General features: G+C 33.3%; 18 protein-coding genes. 3 read left to right on the top strand and 15 right to left on the bottom strand.

The features are described from left to right. Positions 1-39: 39 nt before the first annotated feature. The 8 genes from fabV to DR980_RS07090 all read right to left on the bottom strand — a co-directional run bounded on the left by fabV (position 40) and on the right by DR980_RS07090 (position 7,868). Complete coding sequence (gene fabV / locus DR980_RS07055) at positions 40-1,230, bottom strand: enoyl-ACP reductase FabV (RefSeq protein ID WP_113634526.1); 1,191 nt, start codon at positions 1,228-1,230, stop codon at positions 40-42. Positions 1,231-1,325: 95 nt separating this feature from the next. Further along, on the bottom strand, positions 1,326-2,978 hold the full coding sequence (gene recN, locus DR980_RS07060) for a DNA repair protein RecN (protein WP_113634527.1): 1,653 nt from the start codon (positions 2,976-2,978) through the stop codon (positions 1,326-1,328). A 53-nt stretch (positions 2,979-3,031) separates the two neighbouring features. Beyond that, positions 3,032-3,916 (bottom strand): type IX secretion system protein PorD, encoded by an 885-nt coding sequence (gene porD, locus DR980_RS07065; protein WP_113634528.1) that lies wholly within the window; start codon positions 3,914-3,916, stop codon positions 3,032-3,034. A 63-nt stretch (positions 3,917-3,979) separates the two neighbouring features. Further along, on the bottom strand, positions 3,980-5,197 hold the full coding sequence (coaBC, locus tag DR980_RS07070) for a bifunctional phosphopantothenoylcysteine decarboxylase/phosphopantothenate--cysteine ligase CoaBC (RefSeq protein WP_113634529.1): 1,218 nt from the start codon (positions 5,195-5,197) through the stop codon (positions 3,980-3,982). An 8-nt stretch (positions 5,198-5,205) separates the two neighbouring features. Next, complete coding sequence (locus DR980_RS07075; RefSeq protein WP_035671643.1) at positions 5,206-5,523, bottom strand: DNA-directed RNA polymerase subunit omega; 318 nt, start codon at positions 5,521-5,523, stop codon at positions 5,206-5,208. A gap of 8 nt (positions 5,524-5,531) precedes the next feature. Next, positions 5,532-6,326, bottom strand: coding sequence for an outer membrane protein assembly factor BamD (locus tag DR980_RS07080; protein WP_113634626.1), 795 nt, complete (start codon positions 6,324-6,326; stop codon positions 5,532-5,534). 128 nt (positions 6,327-6,454) lie between these two features. Continuing rightward, positions 6,455-7,342, bottom strand: coding sequence for a 4-hydroxy-tetrahydrodipicolinate synthase (gene dapA / locus DR980_RS07085; protein ID WP_113634530.1), 888 nt, complete (start codon positions 7,340-7,342; stop codon positions 6,455-6,457). A gap of 7 nt (positions 7,343-7,349) precedes the next feature. After that, positions 7,350-7,868, bottom strand: coding sequence for a DUF6913 domain-containing protein (locus DR980_RS07090; protein WP_113634531.1), 519 nt, complete (start codon positions 7,866-7,868; stop codon positions 7,350-7,352). Between the two features lie 47 nt (positions 7,869-7,915). Here DR980_RS07090 and DR980_RS07095 point away from each other — a divergent pair, with 47 nt between their 5' ends. Then, positions 7,916-8,695, top strand: a complete 780-nt coding sequence (locus tag DR980_RS07095; RefSeq protein WP_113634532.1) for a 5'-nucleotidase C-terminal domain-containing protein — start codon at positions 7,916-7,918, stop codon at positions 8,693-8,695. Positions 8,696-8,835: 140 nt separating this feature from the next. Then, positions 8,836-9,747: a bifunctional metallophosphatase/5'-nucleotidase gene (locus DR980_RS07100; RefSeq protein ID WP_113634533.1), complete on the top strand. Its 912-nt coding sequence runs from the start codon at positions 8,836-8,838 to the stop codon at positions 9,745-9,747. Positions 9,748-9,779: 32 nt separating this feature from the next. Here DR980_RS07100 and DR980_RS16325 read toward each other — a convergent pair whose 3' ends face one another. From DR980_RS16325 to rpsF, 6 genes are all read right to left on the bottom strand, one after another. Further along, the gene (locus DR980_RS16325; protein ID WP_167400543.1) at positions 9,780-10,067 is read right to left on the bottom strand and encodes a hypothetical protein; all 288 of its coding nucleotides are present in this window, start codon (positions 10,065-10,067) and stop codon (positions 9,780-9,782) included. A 421-nt stretch (positions 10,068-10,488) separates the two neighbouring features. Further along, positions 10,489-12,507 carry an NAD-dependent DNA ligase LigA gene (gene ligA, locus DR980_RS07110; RefSeq protein ID WP_113634535.1) on the bottom strand — a complete coding sequence of 673 codons (2,019 nt, stop codon included), beginning with the start codon at positions 12,505-12,507 and terminating at the stop codon, positions 10,489-10,491. A 75-nt stretch (positions 12,508-12,582) separates the two neighbouring features. After that, on the bottom strand, positions 12,583-13,056 hold the full coding sequence (locus DR980_RS07115) for a DUF6495 family protein (protein ID WP_113634536.1): 474 nt from the start codon (positions 13,054-13,056) through the stop codon (positions 12,583-12,585). 136 nt (positions 13,057-13,192) lie between these two features. Further along, a complete protein-coding gene (gene rplI / locus DR980_RS07120; RefSeq protein ID WP_113634537.1) occupies positions 13,193-13,636 on the bottom strand; it encodes a 50S ribosomal protein L9 in 444 nt (147 codons plus the stop codon). A 65-nt stretch (positions 13,637-13,701) separates the two neighbouring features. Further along, positions 13,702-13,998 (bottom strand): 30S ribosomal protein S18, encoded by a 297-nt coding sequence (gene rpsR, locus DR980_RS07125; protein ID WP_007138295.1) that lies wholly within the window; start codon positions 13,996-13,998, stop codon positions 13,702-13,704. Positions 13,999-14,003: 5 nt separating this feature from the next. Further along, a complete protein-coding gene (gene rpsF, locus DR980_RS07130; protein WP_035671622.1) occupies positions 14,004-14,345 on the bottom strand; it encodes a 30S ribosomal protein S6 in 342 nt (113 codons plus the stop codon). Positions 14,346-14,510: 165 nt separating this feature from the next. Between rpsF and DR980_RS07135 the strand changes: the two genes are divergently transcribed. Then, the gene (locus DR980_RS07135) at positions 14,511-15,206 is read left to right on the top strand and encodes a LytR/AlgR family response regulator transcription factor (RefSeq protein WP_113634538.1); all 696 of its coding nucleotides are present in this window, start codon (positions 14,511-14,513) and stop codon (positions 15,204-15,206) included. Positions 15,207-15,213: 7 nt separating this feature from the next. Here DR980_RS07135 and priA read toward each other — a convergent pair whose 3' ends face one another. Next, positions 15,214-17,679, bottom strand: coding sequence for a replication restart helicase PriA (priA, locus tag DR980_RS07140; protein ID WP_113634539.1), 2,466 nt, complete (start codon positions 17,677-17,679; stop codon positions 15,214-15,216). Positions 17,680-17,718 lie beyond the last annotated feature (39 nt).

The raw sequence follows: 17,718 nt of genomic DNA on the forward strand, positions 1-17,718 counted from the left end.
TAATTGATGGTTTTGAAAATATTTTATTCAGTAATTTGATTAGCCAATACTTTCGATGTTTACCACTTCGTTTGTTTCGGCTTTGTAATCTACTCCATCCACGTCAAAACCAAATAAATTATAAAAATCTTTTCTATAACCTTCTAAATCTCCTATTTCAGCTAAATTTTCAGTAACAGCTTCCACCCATAATTTAGCCACTTTTTCCTGAACGTCAGGACGCATTTCTAAATCATCAATACGGATTCTTCCTTTTTCATCAACCGGAACTTCATTTCCAGTATACAATCTTTCTTGATACAAACGTTGAATTTGTTCGATACAACCTTCGTGAATTCCTTCCTCTTTCATTATTCTGTACAATAGTGAAATGTACAATGGAATAACCGGAATTGCAGAACTTGCTTGTGTTACTAATGCTTTGTTTACTGAAACAAATGCTTTTCCGTTAATCGCCGCAAGGCTATCAGTAATGGCAAAGGCAGTAGCTTCAAGATGATCTTTGGCACGACCAATAGTTCCTTTTCTATAAACCGCTTCAGTCAATGATGGCCCAATATAAGAATAAGCAACCGTTGTAGCGCCAGGAGCCAACAGGTTTTGAGCTTTCAATGCATCAATCCACATTGCCCAATCTTCACCGCCCATAACGGCAACTGTATTTTCAATATCGTCACCACTACAAGGCTCAATTGAAATTTCTGATACTTTACCGGAATGAAAATCAACGGTTTTATTCGTAAAAGTACTTCCGATTGGTTTCAGTGTAGAACGATGCAAAACTCCCGTAACTGGATGCATACGTACAGGTGATGCTAAACTGTAGATTACCAAGTCTACTTGACCTAAATCAGCTTTTATAAGATCTAATGTTTGTTGCTTTATTTCATTCGAAAATGCATCGCCATTGATACTTTTGGCATATAATCCTGCGTTGTGCGCTTCATTTTCAAAAGCAGCGGAATTATACCAACCTGGAGAAGCTGTTTTTCCTTCAGAAGGCGCTTTTTCAAAAAATACACCAATTGTAGCTGCATCTGAACCAAAAGCACTTGTAATACGTGAAGCCAAACCAAAACCGGTTGAAGCACCTATTACTAATACTTTCTTTGCACCGTCAATAGCTCCTTTTGATTTTATGTATTCGATTTGATTTTTAACATTTTGTTCGCATCCTTTTGGGTGTGATGTCGTACAAATAAATCCTCTCATTCTTGGTTCTATAATCATACTCTTGGTTATTCGTTTTTTATTTATTCGTGTAATCGTTTTATTGCTGATGCAAATATCTTGCTTTTATGAGGAAACAAATATAAAGTAAAATATTAGTTCAACAAGTCTTTCGCATGATTTAAGGCAGAATCAGAAACGATTGTTCCTGATAACATTTGCGCTATTTCAACTATTCTTTCCTCTTGATTTAAAAGCTTCAATTCGGATTGCGTATCCTCACCAACCGTAGATTTGAACACTTTGAAATGGGCATTTCCTTTTGCCGCGATTTGCGGTAAATGCGTAATGGCAAAAATTTGCATCTCTTGACTCATTTCCTTCATAATTTCGCCCATTCTGATGGCAATTTCTCCGGAAACACCTGTGTCAATCTCATCAAAAATTAAGGTTGGTAATTTTGAGTATTGTGCCAATATCGCCTTCACAGCTAACATAATCCTTGACATTTCGCCGCCGGAAGCCACTTTTTTCAACAATCCGAAATCAGTTCCTTTATTCGCTGAAAATAAAAACTGAAGTTCATCTTTTCCGTTTTGAAAATAGGTTTCAGTACTATTTATAGCAATATTGAAACGTATATTTGGCATTCCCAACGTTTCTAAAATGGCAATCAATTTCTGAGATAAAACTGGAACAGCTTCCACCCTATTGTTGTGGATTGTTTCCGAAAAAGTATCTAACTCAACTGTTTTTTGTTCGATAGCAACAGTCAATGCCGAAATTTCCTCTTCCATATTACCCAATTCTAAAACTGAATTTTCCAGTTTAGCTTGAATTTCCAGTAATTCATCCACAGATAAAACCTGATGTTTCTTTTGCAAATTAAAAATAACCTGAAGCTTTTGACTGATTAAGTCCAATTGTTCCGGATCATTAATCAATTTTTCAGAACAACGATTCATTTCATTTGAAATATCATCAAACTCGATAGTTATGCTTGTAATTCGTTCCAGTAAAGACTGATATTCATCTGAAAAAGGAGCGATTTTTTGTAATGAAACCTTAATTTCATTCAAATTATGCAGAACTCCTATTTGTTCTTCATTGGCTATAGCCAAAGATCTATCGATAGACTCCTTGATAATCTCTACATTATTCAACTTCTCAAAATCAGCTTCCAAAACTTCTTGTTCACCTGATTTTAATTGCGCTACCACCAATTCATCCAGCAAAAAAGTATTGTATTCCTGCTCTTTCTTTGATTCGCTCTGTCTTTTCAGCAACGAATTCAATTTAGATTTGTCTGATTTATAACTCTTCAAAACCGATTGATATCCTAGAATCGTCTCTTTATTGGCTGCAATAGCATCTATAATATTGAACTGCACATTTTCATCTGAAAGTTCTTGTGTTTGCTGTTGCGAATGAATATCGATTAAAAACAAACTCAATTCCTGCAGCTCTTGAAGATTTACTGGACTGTCATTTATAAAAGCCCTAGATTTTCCAGAAGGCAGGATTTCTCTTCTAATAATGGTATCATTTTCATAATCCAGATCATTTTCCTCAAAGAAAGGCAACAAATTATATTTAGAGATTTCAAAATGAGCTTCGATGACACACTTTTCTTCCTTGTTTTTCAAAGAAGTTAAATCGGCTCGTTTTCCTAAAACCAATCCTAATGCACCTAAAATTATTGATTTACCAGCACCCGTTTCTCCAGTAATTGTTGAAAAACCTTTTGAAAAATCGATACTCAATTTTTCTATTAAAGCATAGTTTTTTATCGAAAGTGACGTTATCATTTACTATATTATTTTTTTGGAAGAATTTAAATTAAACTAAAATTGAAGACCAATTAATATTTAATAGAAACCCATTTACTTGAGTTCAAAGGAGAAATTTTATTCAGATTATCGACTAAATCTGAGATAGTGATACTTGGACCACCAGAAAAAATAGAGACTATTTCGTCTGATTTAGCATCAAAAAAAACACGTGTCAAAAAGGCATTAGGTCTGGTTAGATTTAATTTCGCCAAATTAACCAAAGATCCTTTTATTTTTTCTTTCGAAGCTTTCAAATCCTGACTCATCAAGTCTAATCCAGTATGGTAATCAAACATGGTTTGTCTGACTTGTTTGAATGTAGGAGATAAAATATCATTTATCAAAAAATAGCGATTTTGATTTCCATCAGCTTGACTCCATCCTTTTGATCCTCCTTGCTGCGCAACGTTCGCAATATTTTGAGCGATTTCAAAATTTGGCGTTCCGGACTCAGCAACAAATGTGTCTGCATCCATTGCTAAAATCATATAACTGTAAAACGCAAGAACAGAAACTAAATTAGAATCGAACGTAGTTGGATTAAAAATCAAATTTTCAAATTCTATGTATCTGAAATTAAAATCTTTGTCATTATAATTTAATACCGGTGACGCATATGACGAATTAAAAACCGGCCTGGAAGATTGTACTTGGATTGTGGCTGTAAATTGATCCGAACTATTTGAAGAAACAGTGATATACATGGAACAATTAATCTTTTCACTTTGTTTAAGTGCCTGACCTGTCCAATCTGTTTTATTTAAAAACTCGCTTATTGAGGTTTCTAATGTTTTAAAAACTTGCTGATTTGTGGCGCTCAATCTTTGCGAATCTACGGTCACGACACAATTTAATTGTTGCGCTTGGGCAAAACCAAAAATAAAAAGCAGCAAAAAAGTAAGTATTCTATTCATCTGTAGATTTCTATTTTATCGGTTTTGTATAAATACAACTATTTGAGAATGCGATTACAATTATTATCGCTGAATCCCAAAATGTGTCATTACTTTGTTTAGGATATCATCTGCAACAGCTTCTTTCGATTTTAATTCCATAGGTTCAATATGGAAAAATTTATCAATAAAAGTAACCTTATTGGTTGGTTTACCAAAACCAGCGCCTTGATCTTGCAGCGAATTTAAAACTATCAAATCTAAGTTTTTTTTCTGAATTTTTAGCTTTGCATTTTCAATTTCATTTTCTGTTTCCAAAGCAAAACCAATAAGAAACTGGTTTTTCTTTTGAACTCCCAATGAAGCCAAAATATCTTTCGTTTTTTCGAGTTCTATTACAAAATTATCAGCAGCTTTCTTTATTTTTTGTGCCGAAACGTTTTTAGGCTTGTAATCTGCAACGGCTGCAGCAGCAATAGCTACATCTGTATCGCCATAAAATTGATGACAAGCAATATACATTTCTTCTGCAGAAACTACAGGAATAACATTAATCAATGGATTTGAAACCTTACAATTTGTAGGTCCGGAAACCAAAATCACCGAAGCTCCCAGATTTGCTGCACTAATCGCGATATCAAAACCCATTTTTCCAGAAGAATGATTTCCTATAAAACGCACCGGATCTATTGCTTCGTAGGTAGGACCTGCTGTGATTAATATTTTTTTTCCTTTAAGCGGCAATTTACTGTTTAAATCATCTTCAATAAAAGCCACTATATTTTCAGGTTCAGCCATTCTGCCTTCACCGGATAATCCGCTTGCCAGTTCACCGCTTTCGGCTGGAATGATTGTATTCCCAAATTGTGTAAGAAAGGAAAAATTAGCTATCGTTGACGGATGTTTGTACATGTCTAAATCCATTGCCGGCGCGAAATATACCGGACATTTTGCCGATAAATATGCTGCTATCAAAAGATTGTCGCAAGTACCATTTGTCATTTTAGACAGAGTATTTGCTGTTGCGGGAGCAATAACCATCAAATCAGCCCAAAGCGCTAATTCAACATGATTATTCCATTTTTCATTCTCATCGTCTTGATTGTAAAAACTGGAGTGTACAGGATTTTTAGATAACGTAGATAACGTAAGAGGAGTTACAAAATCCTTAGAAGCAGGTGTCATTATCACTTGGACATGTGCACCTGCTTTTATGAAAAGTCGTACTAATGAGGCTGTTTTATAGGCTGCAATTCCACCAGAAATTCCTAGTAAAATTTTCTTACCGCTTAAAACTGACATAGAACCTATTATTTATTTGAATCTCTGTGGTAGATTTTACCGTCTAACCATTCTTGAACTGCTAAAGCGTGTGGCTTAGGCAATTTTTCGTAAAATTTTGAAACCTCAATTTGCTCTTTGTTTTCAAAAACTTCTTCAAGACTGTCATTATATGTAGCAAATTCTTCCAATTTCTCTGTCAATTCTTTTTTAATTTCAGAATTGATTTGGTTTGCTCTTTTAGCCATAATGGTTATCGCTTCATACACATTACCAGTAGGTTCTTCAATAACATTTTTATTGTATGTTATTGTATTTACTGGAGCATTCGTCTTTTTTAAATCCATGACTTTATTTATTTAGTAAATTTTTGTAAATCTTTATCTATTCGAGCTAACATTTCGTCAGCTACTTTTTTGTATTTAGTTTCCGCATTAAATTTTATCAAATTTGATTGAGCAACTTTGGCAACATTTAATCGCTCTTCCATTTTTGCAGGAACACTATTGATGGCCAATTGATAGGCTGAATCTAATTTATAAAACAAAGCATCTTCTTTGTATGGAGTTCCAGGATAATCAGCAACAAAATTATCTAAAGCAACAATAGCTGATTTGAAATCAGATATGGTATTATATCCTTTTGCATTTTCAAATACTTTTTTCTCAATTTTTTCACTCAATACATTAACTGCAGCATTGGCTTCTGTTAAATATTCCGAGTTTGGATAACTGTCAATAAATGATTGTAATTTATCTAACGCTTTTGTAGTATCAGTTTGATCTAAACTATAAACCGGTGACAACATTGAGTAACTTTTAGCACCCAAATATGCCGATTCCTGCAATTTTTCACTTTTAGGATAACTGGAAACAAAACTTTCAAACTGGTATCCAGCTAAATAATATTGTTTTGTTTTGTAATACGATTGAGCAAACATGTAGAACAATTTTTCCGCTTGAGGTTTCCCTCTATAAGCAGGAGCAATCTGTTCAAAAATACGAATCGCTTTTGCATATTTCCCAGAATCGTATAATTTAGTTGCCATCTCAAATTTAACAGCAACATCTTCGGTTTTTAATGCTTTTTGGTATTCGTTACAAGAACTGAACACAACTAAAAGAAGCAATAGAGATAATATTTTTTTCATTTTTTTACTTTTTTTATGATTTCTTGGTTGAAACAACCTATAAAATCATACCGAAGTTTCGGTGGCAAATTTAGTTATTAATTTAGCGACTTCAAAATATATTTTTGGTTTAAAAAAAGACCCTTTCTTTACCCTTGCTTATTGATTTTTTTGACAAACTCATCAATCCTGGTAGCCAGAGAATCATCTACTTTTACCAATGGCAAACGCACAGTATTTTCTGAAATTACCAGTGATAGAAACACTTGTTTGATTCCGGCTGGATTTCCCTGCTCAAAAATCATATCAATACAATCCGCTAAAAGGTATTGCGTTTTGAAAGCTTCATCCACTTTTCTGTTTAACCCTAAACGGATCATTTCAGAAAATTCTTTTGGAAAACCTTGCCCAATAACTGAAATTACGCCTGCTCCACCTGCTAAAACCATTGGCAATGCAATCAAGTCATCGCCGGAAATCACCAGAAAATCTTTAGGTTTATTTTTCAATAATTGCATCGCTTGAACAAGATCTCCTGCCGCTTCTTTTATAGCTACAACATTTTCAAAATCATTAGCCAATCTAATAACTGTTGATGGCAACATGTTACTCGCCGTTCTTCCTGGTACATTATATAGTATTACCGGAATTGGAGAAGCTTCAGCAACTGCTTTAAAATGTTGGTAAATCCCTTCCTGTGTAGGTTTGTTATAATATGGTGAAACAGAAAGTACCGCCGCAAACGCTGATAAATCTCTAGTCTTTAACTCTTCAACAACTTTTAATGTATTATTACCTCCAACTCCCAACACTAATGGTAACGCACCATTATTAGCCTCTATTACGGTACGGATAACCAATTCTTTTTCCTCTGGAGACAAAGTTGCATTTTCTGCAGTGGTACCTAAAACTACCAGATATTCAATTCCTCCATCGACAGAAAAATTTACGATACTTTTTAATGCCTCGGTGTCAACTGAAAAATCTTGTTTAAAAGGGGTTACAAGAGCAACACCAGTTCCTATTAATGATTGCATATTATATTTATATTTTGTTTAATAATTTTAAATATTTGAATAACTCACTTGTAAAAATACTGTAATTATTGACCTCAGTTTTAATCATGAAATGATTTAATCTTTTGTCTATGGATGAAAAACCTACTTTGAAATGTGCTTTTGAATTATTAGTAATTTGCATTAGAATTGCTTTTTCTAAATCGTAATAACTGATTAACAAATCGAATTTTTCATTAACAAAATCATTTACATCAGCTGAAGAAAATTCTCCGTTCCAATTGAGATGTTTGTCACTAAATGTAGGGTGAATTTCTCCGTCACTTTTTTTTAATTTCTCGTAATAAACAATCGTTTTTATATTTTCCGGAAGAATTCCCCACGATAATAATTCTTTAATCAGCGATTTTGTATTATTAAAATCAGAGGCATCAACCACTAAACCAATTGATTTAACCGAATCAGCAGTGACATTATTTTTCAAATTTTGTAAGCTGTTTTTTAATGTTTTTTTTAGAAAAAAATTCTTTATATAATTTAAAAACATAGTACTTTTACTTGATTACAAAATTAATTAATTAAGTCGCATTTAAAATGGTAAATCTAAAAAAGTATAACGACGTTTCTAAACTTTTTGTTATATTCTTAACATTTTTATTTGTTGCCTCTTGCAGCAAACAAAATTACTACGTTACTAAAATTGAAGGTAAACGGATTCCTATTACTGAAAAGGAAAATCAAGTTCCTGCAATTGAAAATTTCATAAAACCGTATCGGGAACATATCAACAAAGATTTAGATAGCGTTCTGGCGTATTGTCCTGAAACATTAGATAAAAGCACGGGTAAATGGCAAACTACAATTGGTAATTTGATGGCTGATGTTACCTTAATGAGAGGGAATCTTGTATTCCAGGCCAGAGAAAAAAAGAATATTGATATTTGTTTGCTCAATAGCGGCGGAATTCGTTCTATACTTCCAAAAGGGAATGTAACAGCCAGAACCGCTTTTGAAATCATGCCTTTTGAAAACAGCTTAGTAGTAATCGCTTTAAAAGGAGAACAAATTTTTGAAATGGTCGACTTTTTTATCGCAGAAAAAAAACCACATCCATTATCAGGTGTAACCTTTACTATTGATAAAAATAATGTTGCCAAAAATATTTTAGTTCAAGGGAAACCTGTTCAAAAAGAGATCATTTATTATGTGGGAACTAATGATTATTTGTCTAATGGTGGAGATAATATGAATTTCTTCAAAAAAGGAGTTCAGAAATTTGATTTAGAATACAAACTACGAAATATCCTTATTGATTATTTTAAAGAAGTGGATACCATTCCTGTGATAAAAGATGTTAGAATTACGGTTGAATAAGTAATTCGAATTTAGAGAACAAAATAGTTTTAGAAAACGGAAAGCCCTAGCCCTGATTGAAGTGAAAATCCTTTTTATCGTTTTTTAACGATAAAAAAGATTGCAACGAAAAGCGGGAAATAGCTCCAAAAAAATATAAAATGAAGAGAAGAGAATTTATAGAGAAAACAGCTGCTGGTTCAGCATTAATAGGTTTAGGTGTGTCATTGAGCAGTTTTGAGTCATCAAAGACCAGACAATTGACTGTTTTACATACGAATGATGTACACAGTTATATTGATCCTTTTCCAGCGGATCATCCCAGAAATGCAAATATGGGTGGTGTGGCAAGAAGAGCAGCCTTAATTGAAACGATTCGGAAAGAAAATCCAAACGTATTACTGTTGGATGCCGGTGATATTTTTCAGGGAACGCCTTATTTTAATTATTACGGTGGAGAATTAGAATTCAAATTGATGAGTATGATGCAATATGATGCTTCTACAATAGGAAATCATGATTTTGATAACGGTGTTGAAGGTTTGCATGCACAAATGCCGCACGCTAAATTTGAGTTTATTTCCGCCAATTACGATTTTAAAAATACCGTAATGGATGGTTTTGTAAAACCGTATAAAATATTCCATAAAAACGGAATAAAAGTTGGTGTTTTTGGGCTTGGAATAGAGCTTGCAGGATTGGTTGACAAAGGAATGTACAAGGAAACCGTGTACAATGATCCTGTTGAAACGGCTCAAGATATGGTCCGAATTTTAAAGAAAGAGCAGCAATGTGATATCGTTATTTGTCTGTCGCATTTAGGGTACAAATACAGAGACGAGCCTACTAAAATTTGTGACTTAAAACTAGCCGAACTGACTCAAGATATAGATTTGATTATAGGTGGTCATACGCACACGTTCTTAGACAAACCAACTGTCACAAAAAATCTTGTAGGCAAAGAGGTTTTAGTAAATCAAGTGGGTTGCTACGGTATTAACTTAGGAAGAATAGATTTTTATGTTGACAATAATAAAGCTAAAGCTTTTGAAGGAAAATCGATTATAGTTTAACTATAATCGATTTTTTTTATGCTGAAAAAAAATTAGCTAATTTGTTCGATACTTTCCTTTTCATTGACATTCAACCTTTCAGTATCAATTACGAATTTATAAAAAGAGTAATAACTCGTTACATACAAAACCATTCCTAATGGCCTAAAGTAGGTTGTCGGCAAATTATATAAAAAACATTTCTCGATAAAAACTGTAAAATACAATGCTGTAGATAGTACCCCAAAAATAGATAGCCAAGGTGTATTTGCAGTTTCATTCATAAAATAATTCGCCAAGATAACTCCTCCAAGAACAGACACTAAAATATTTTGAATCATTAAGGGATAATAACTTCCCACAGGTATTTCGTCCGAAATAGAAAGCAAATATGAAAAAATAAATATAAAAGGAATTATTGCTATTAGTATTGGTATAAAATCTTTGACCTTATTTAACTTTATAATGTAAACAATTAGTAATGTTCTATGAATTATAATTCCGGCTAACCCCAACATTAAAAAAAATTGTGATTCCGGAATAATAAAAATACTGGTAAGCAACAAAAAAAAAGTAGTTATAAAAAATAACACATTTCGTTCCTTGGAGGTAATCCAATAAAGATAGATTAGCAGTGCGGCAACTAAGGGTCTAAATGCAAACAAAATCATTTTAAATGAAAACAATTCTGCTAGAACTTCTACAATTGCAAAAGAAAACAAAAAACATACTATTGTATTTTCTTGTATGAAATTATACTTTTTAGTCAGTAGCTGCATCCGTTTGATTTATTAAATTCATAAAATCATCTTCAGAGATTATGGAAATATTGAGTTTATTGGCTTTTTCTAATTTAGCAGGTCCCATATTATCGCCCGCTATAAGATAATCCGTTTTTGCCGAAATAGAACTCCCTACTTTTCCCCCATTATCTTCAATTGCTTTTTTCAAATCATCTCTTGAAAATTTCTCAAATACTCCTGAAACTACAAAGGTTTTTCCGGAAAGTTTATTGGTTGCATTTGGATTTATTTTTTCAATAATTTCAAATTGTATTCCATGTTCTTTAAGTCTCTTAATAATAGTTCGATTTTCCTGATTTTCAAAAAAATCAAGAACGCTTTGCGCAATTCTTTCTCCAATTTCGTCCACTAAAATTAAATCCATCAATGTAGCCTGACTCAATGCATCAATACTTTTATAATGTTTGGCTAGTTTTTTAGCAACTGTTTCCCCTACAAATCTGATTCCAAGTGCAAACAGAACGCGTTCAAAAGGAATATTTTTCGAATTAGCGACACCGTTTACTAAATTTTCAGCAGATTTTTGAGCCATTCGCTCCAAAGGAAGAATTTGGTCTACTTTTAATTCATATAAATCAGCATAATTATGAACCAAACCGTTATTAAAAAGCAAAGCTACTGTTTCGCCTCCAAGACCTTCAATATCCATTGCTTTTCTTGAAATAAAATGCTGGATTCTCCCGATAATCTGTGGAGGACAACCATAAAAATTAGGACAATAATGGTTCGCTTCCCCTTCTCCTCTTATCAATTCTGTATTGCATTCCGGACAGTGATTAATGTATTTTGTTGGCTCTGTATTTTCTGGACGTTTGCTTAAATCAACAGCGATAATCTTAGGGATTATCTCTCCTCCTTTTTCTACAAAAACAGTATCACCAACCCGAATATCGAGTTTCTCAATTTGATCTGCATTGTGCAAAGAAGCACGTTTTACAATAGTTCCGGCTAATTGCACCGGCTCTAAGTTAGCCACAGGAGTTATAGAACCCGTTCGTCCAACTTGGTATGAAATAGAATTTAATTTTGTAGAAACCTGTTCTGATTTGAACTTGTAGGCAATTGCCCAACGAGGCGATTTAGCAGTAAAGCCCAACTCATCCTGATAATGAAAAGAATTTACTTTTACCACGACACCATCCGTTTCATAAGGAAGATTGTGCCTATGCGTATCCCAATAATCGATGTATTGAAAAACTTCTTCTAAGTTGTGCGCCAGTTTTGCTTCTTTAGGTGCTTTAAAACCCCATTGTCTAGCAGTTTCCAAGCCTTCAAATTGAGATTTAAAAGGCAGATTATTTCCAATTAAAAAATACAACAAGCAATCTAGCGGTCGTTTTGCCACTTCAGCGCTATCTTGTAATTTCAAACTTCCTGAAGCTGTATTTCTGGGATTCGAATAAGGCGTTTCTCCAATTTCAATTAATTCCTGATTCATTTTTTCAAAACCTGCAAAAGGCAAAATGATTTCACCTCGAACATCAAATTTAGAAGGAAAATTTCCTTTCAACTCTAAAGGAATTGATTTTATAGTTTTGATATTGTTCGTAACATCATCACCTTGAAAACCATCTCCTCGCGTAACAGCACGCTTTAGTTTTCCGTTTTCATAGGTAATACTGATAGAAGCTCCATCATATTTTAATTCACAAGTATATTCTAATGGAACATCGCCTAGAACTTTCTGAATGCGTTTTTCCCAATCGATTAATTCTTCTTTGGAATAGGAATTATCAAGAGAATACATTCGGTATTCATGCGGTACAGTTTGGAAATTTTTGGTAATTGCACCTCCTACTCTTTGAGAAGGGGAATTTTCGTCAAAGTATTCCGGGTATTTATTTTCTAAATCCTGAAGTTCTTTTAATTTTAAATCAAATTCAAAATCAGAAATTGTGGGTGTATCTAACACATAATAATTATAGTTGTGTTGATTTAATTCTTCCCTTAGTTTTTGAATCGTATTTTGAATATCCATAGAAAATAAAAATTGGCTATTTTAGTTTTGAAAAAGTGTACTAAAATAACCAATTAAAAATAAATAGCAATACAATTATGACGCTATAATAGTATTTATTTGCTGGTATAAAAGGCCGTCGCTTAAAAACGAACCTTGTTGTATCAATTCAAAAATCGAAGCATTACGCTCTTCGGTAAACTCTTTTTTCCCAACTTTCATTTCAATAGTATCCGTAAACATATTATCACTAAGCCATTGCAATCCGTCCTTTGTTAAAAAATCAACTTCAGGAACTAACGATTTTAAAACTATCGATTGAACATAAGTGTCAAAACAATGAAAAAGGAAAATATGGTTTTTAGAAAAATGTTCTAAATAAGTTGCTTTCGAAAGTACACCTTCCCAAATCAAATCTGAAAACACATCTAATTCTTGTTCGGCAACTTCTGGTTTTTCAGCTTTTATTTTATCCCACTCTGCTTTATCAATCGCTTGAGTTGCTAAAAAAGTACTGAATTCTTGGTTCAATTCCTCAAATTGCTCTTTTGTTAATCTTGAGTATTTCATTTGTGACGAATTTATTTCAGCATCTAATTATTTAAAATGCTCTTTAATTTATGAATTAACGAATCTGAAACAGGTTCAGATTAAACAAAAAAAATCCCGACTTCCATCGGGATTTAATTATATAAATTTAAAAAATTTATGCTTTTTCAGCAACAATTTCGTAATCTAATTCAACGATAACATCTCTGTGTAAACGAACACTAGCATTATATTTACCAGTACGTTTAACGATTCCGCTTGTGATGAATTTTCTTTCGATTTGTTGTCCACCTTTAGCTAAAGCTTCAGCGATATCAATATTGGTAATTGAACCGAATAATTTTTCACCACCTGCTTTTGCAAAGATTTTAATTTCAATAGCTTTCAAAGCTTCAGCTAATGCTTTTGCATCTGCTACCACTTTAGCTTCTTTGTGCGCTCTTTGTTTTAGGTTTTCAGCTAATACTTTCTTTGCAGAAGAAGTAGCTAAATGTGCATGACCTTGTGGGATCAAAAAGTTACGACCGTAACCGTTTTTTACCGTTACAATATCATCTTTAAAGCCTAAATTTTGAACGTCTTGTCTTAATATAAGTTCCATGTTGTTGTCCTTTGTTATAGAAGTTAGGTTTCATGTTTCAGAAAACCAACAACTGAGTTAAATTATTATTTTAGTAAATCAGCCACGTATGGCATTAAAGCTAAGTGACGTGCTCTTTTCACAGCAACTGAAACTTTTCTTTGGTATTTTAATGAAGTTCCTGTTAAACGACGAGGAAGAATTTTTCCTTGCTCATTTACGAATTTCAATAAGAAATCAGCATCTTTATAATCAATATATTTGATACCTGATTTTTTGAAACGACAATACTTTTTAGTTTTGTTTGTTTCTATGTTCAAAGGCGTAAGATATCTGATATCTCCGTCTTTTTTTCCTGAAGCCGATTGTTGTAATGTTGCCATGATAATTAAGCTTTTGTAGATTTTAATTTAGTTCTTCTTCTTTCAGCCCAAGAAATAGCGTGTTTGTCAAGACTTACAGTCAAGAAACGCATAACTCTTTCGTCACGTCTAAATTCAGTTTCAAAAGCAATAAGAACTTCTCCAGCTACTTTGAATTCGAAAAGGTGGTAAAAACCACTTTTTTTGTTTTGAATTTCGTAAGCCATTTTTTTAAGGCCCCAGTCTTCTTTCGACACCATTTCTGCTCCTCTACTAGTAAGAAAATCTTCAAATTTGCTTACTGTTTCCTTTACCTGAACTTCAGATAAAACGGGATTTAAAATGAAAACAGTTTCATAATGATTCATAAATATATATTTATTTGTTATTTTGGGTGCAAAAGTAATCAATAATTCTTAGCAAACAAGAGTTATTTCATTTTATTCGATGTATGGTAAAAAAAATCGGCTCTATTAATTTTTTTTTAATAAAAAAGTAGTATGTTTACGTAGCCAAATCTAAAATACAAAATTATGAAACTAAACTGTGTCGTGGTGGATGATAGTTCTATCCAAAGAATGATTATCGCTAAGTTAGTTAATAATCATCAAAATTTACACTTAATTGGTGATTTTTCTAATGCTATCGAAGCAAGAAGTTGCATGTCTATTCATAATGTGGATTTAATTTTTCTTGATATCGAGATGCCTGTAATTAGTGGCTTTGATTTCTTGGATGGATTAAAAGTAAAACCGCAAATTATTTTCATCACTTCCAAGGCTGAATATGCCATGAAAGCTTTTGATTATGACGCTACCGATTACCTTCAAAAACCAATAGCAATCGATCGATTTAACGCATCGGTAAAAAGAGCTATTGATTTTCATTTGCTTAAAAAAGAGAATAAAGAAGAAGAAGGTGAACACATTTTCATAAAAAGCAACTTGAAAAAATTGAAAATTTTCACTTCAAAAATAAAATGGATTGAGGCATTTGGCGATTATGTGAGAGTAGTAACTGAGGAAGACAGCAATTTAGTGCTTTCTACAATGAAATCTTTTGAAAATGATTTGTCGAAAGAAAAATTTGTAAGAGTGCACAAATCCTACATTATCAACATAGATAAAGTAGAACGTTTTAACAGTAAATATGCTGAAATTGGAATGACAAAAATTCCGTTGAGCCGTCACAAAAAAGAAGATTTAGTTCGGGCATTATCATTTTCTTAATATCTCATCAATAGAAATCTACATTCAGAGTAACTTTTATAGCTCTGTACTGAGCAACAGCTTCAAAACTATTCAGCATTTTCTGAATAGTTTTTTTTGTGTTTCCGATAGATACATTTTGAGGAATTTTGATGATAATCGTACGGATATATTCATTTCTGATTCTGCTGATTGCCGGTTCTTCAGGTCCTAAAACCGGCATATTCAAGTTCTGGCTCATCACTTGGTACAACCACATGGAACCTTCCTTCAACTTATCATAATCACGCTGTTTCAAAGTCAGCTTTATGATTCTGAAATACGGAGGGTATTTATATATTTGACGGTCGTACAACTGTTCATTATACATTGCCAAATAATTATTATTAGTAACTTGTTGTATGGTATTGTGATTCGGATTATAGGTTTGTATGATTACTTTTCCTTGTTTTTCTGAACGCCCCGCTCTACCTGCAACTTGAGTCATCATTTGGAAACTTCTCTCAAAAGCCCTGAAATCAGGATGGTACAACATATTATCCGCATTCATGATTCCCACTAAACTAACGTTATCAAAATCCAATCCTTTAGCGAGCATTTGAGTTCCTACTAGAATATCCATTTCTCTATTCTTGAAACTATCAATGATTTTTTCGAAACCAAATTTTCCTCTGGTAGTATCCTGATCCATTCTCCCTATTTTTGAATTTGGAAAAATAGAAATCAGTTCTTGTTCGATTTGTTCCGTTCCAAAGCCTTTAGTAGTCAAATCAACGCTCGAACACGCGTGACAATGCGTAGGTTTTGCCATAGTGTACCCACAATAATGACAACGCAACTGATTTTTATGTTTGTGATACGTCAAACTCACATCACATTGCTGGCATTGTGGTACGTGACCGCAAGTGATACATTCTACAACTGGTGAATATCCTCTACGGTTTTGAAATAAAATTACCTGTTCTCCTAATGACAGTGCGTTTGTAATTTCTTCGATTAAAACATCGCTGAAATGTCCGGTCATTTTTTTACGAAAGTATTTGTCTTTCAAATCCACCAATTCGATATTGGGCATCATTACATTTCCAAATCGTTTCGTAATTTCGACCAGACCAAATTTATCTGATTTGGCATTAAAATACGTTTCTATACTTGGCGTAGCTGAACCTAAAAGTACTTTTGCCTTGTGCGAATGTGCCAAAACTATAGCAGCATCTCGTGCATGATATCTTGGAGCCGGATCTACTTGCTTGAAAGTTTGTTCGTGCTCCTCGTCTACAATTATGAATCCCAAATCATGAAATGGTAAAAACAAAGCCGACCTCGCTCCTATCACTACTTGCGCTTTCTCCGATTTTTGTAAGACTTGATTCCAAACTTCAATGCGCTCATTATTGTTGTATTTCGAATGAAAAATAGCCACTTTATTTCCGAAATACGCTCTTAAACGCCCCACTAATTGAGTCGTCAAAGCAATTTCCGGCAATAAATAAAGGATGTGTTTCCCGGTTACCAAATACTCTTCGATGAGTTTGATGTAAATCTCGGTCTTTCCGCTGGAAGTTACGCCATGAAACAAACACACTTCTTTTTGAGTAAAACTTTGTTTAATTTCCTCAAAAGCAGTTTGCTGATCCACACTTAATCGCAGTTCGCCTTCGTTAATTTTTCCATTGAAATTTACTCGGTCTTCTTGAAGAAAATAATCCTCGAATATTTCTTTTTCGATTAATGCTTTTACAATCGCAGCAGAAGAATTAGCTTCCTCAATTAGTTTTTTTACGGTTATGGGTTTAACTACGACTTGAGTCTTTTCAGTTGCATACAATTGAAAGTAACGCATCACGATTCCCTTTTGTTTGTTGGCATTTTTCAATGTTTCCAATAACTCACCCAAGCCTTGATTAGATTCATATTTAGGATGTAAACGTAAGTATCGAACTAACTTAGGTTTATAGCTTTCTTGAATTTCCTCCTGAAGTACCAATATATTCTTATCAACCAGTTTTTGGATAACAGGAAAAATATTTTTCTTGTTTAAAATAGCGATAATATCTTGGACTTTTAATGAACTTTGCTGCTGCAAGGCTTCATAAACCAGAAACTCATCATCAGAAAGAAGGCTGGTATCAATAAACGAATCGGTTTTTTGAGAAATAAGGGTTTCGCTTTCCAACAAAAGTGCGCTTGGCATAGCACCACGATACACATCCCCAATGGCACACATATAATAGGAAGCAATCCATTGCCAATGTGCAATTTGGATTTCTGTTACAATAGGCAATTCGTCCAGAATTTGGTGAATTTCCTTGGCTTCGTATAATGTGGGTTTGTTTTGATGAATTTCAATAACTAAAGCCGTATATATTTTGCTTTTTCCGAAAGGAACTGCCACCCGCATCCCTTTTTTGATGTAGTGAAACTCAGCTTCGGAAACACTATAAGTAAAGGTTTTGGCTAGGGAAAGTGGTAAAATTACTTCTACAAAATACATGTATTATCAATTAAGAGTTATGAGTTTTGAGTTATGTAT

Source organism: Flavobacterium psychrolimnae, assembly GCF_003312425.1.
Classification (GTDB): Bacteria; Bacteroidota; Bacteroidia; order Flavobacteriales; family Flavobacteriaceae; genus Flavobacterium; species Flavobacterium psychrolimnae.

What these genes read in the sequence shown, in the direction of transcription:
- rplI (WP_113634537.1), bottom strand. Translation starts at nt 13,636, where the DNA reads ATGGAACTTATATTAAGACAAGACGTTCAAAATTTAGGCTTTAAAGAT.
- recN (WP_113634527.1), bottom strand. Translation starts at nt 2,978, where the DNA reads ATGATAACGTCACTTTCGATAAAAAACTATGCTTTAATAGAAAAATTG.
- priA (WP_113634539.1), bottom strand. Translation starts at nt 17,679, where the DNA reads ATGTATTTTGTAGAAGTAATTTTACCACTTTCCCTAGCCAAAACCTTT.
- ligA (WP_113634535.1), bottom strand. Translation starts at nt 12,507, where the DNA reads ATGGATATTCAAAATACGATTCAAAAACTAAGGGAAGAATTAAATCAA.
- coaBC (WP_113634529.1), bottom strand. Translation starts at nt 5,197, where the DNA reads ATGTCAGTTTTAAGCGGTAAGAAAATTTTACTAGGAATTTCTGGTGGA.
- rpsR (WP_007138295.1), bottom strand. Translation starts at nt 13,998, where the DNA reads ATGGCAACATTACAACAATCGGCTTCAGGAAAAAAAGACGGAGATATC.
- DR980_RS07090 (WP_113634531.1), bottom strand. Translation starts at nt 7,868, where the DNA reads ATGTTTTTAAATTATATAAAGAATTTTTTTCTAAAAAAAACATTAAAA.
- DR980_RS07115 (WP_113634536.1), bottom strand. Translation starts at nt 13,056, where the DNA reads ATGAAATACTCAAGATTAACAAAAGAGCAATTTGAGGAATTGAACCAA.
- dapA (WP_113634530.1), bottom strand. Translation starts at nt 7,342, where the DNA reads ATGCAATCATTAATAGGAACTGGTGTTGCTCTTGTAACCCCTTTTAAA.
- DR980_RS07135 (WP_113634538.1), top strand. Translation starts at nt 14,511, where the DNA reads ATGAAACTAAACTGTGTCGTGGTGGATGATAGTTCTATCCAAAGAATG.
- DR980_RS07095 (WP_113634532.1), top strand. Translation starts at nt 7,916, where the DNA reads ATGGTAAATCTAAAAAAGTATAACGACGTTTCTAAACTTTTTGTTATA.
- DR980_RS07080 (WP_113634626.1), bottom strand. Translation starts at nt 6,326, where the DNA reads ATGAAAAAAATATTATCTCTATTGCTTCTTTTAGTTGTGTTCAGTTCT.
- DR980_RS07075 (WP_035671643.1), bottom strand. Translation starts at nt 5,523, where the DNA reads ATGGATTTAAAAAAGACGAATGCTCCAGTAAATACAATAACATACAAT.
- fabV (WP_113634526.1), bottom strand. Translation starts at nt 1,230, where the DNA reads ATGATTATAGAACCAAGAATGAGAGGATTTATTTGTACGACATCACAC.
- DR980_RS07100 (WP_113634533.1), top strand. Translation starts at nt 8,836, where the DNA reads ATGAAGAGAAGAGAATTTATAGAGAAAACAGCTGCTGGTTCAGCATTA.
- porD (WP_113634528.1), bottom strand. Translation starts at nt 3,916, where the DNA reads ATGAATAGAATACTTACTTTTTTGCTGCTTTTTATTTTTGGTTTTGCC.
- rpsF (WP_035671622.1), bottom strand. Translation starts at nt 14,345, where the DNA reads ATGAATCATTATGAAACTGTTTTCATTTTAAATCCCGTTTTATCTGAA.
- DR980_RS16325 (WP_167400543.1), bottom strand. Translation starts at nt 10,067, where the DNA reads ATGATTCAAAATATTTTAGTGTCTGTTCTTGGAGGAGTTATCTTGGCG.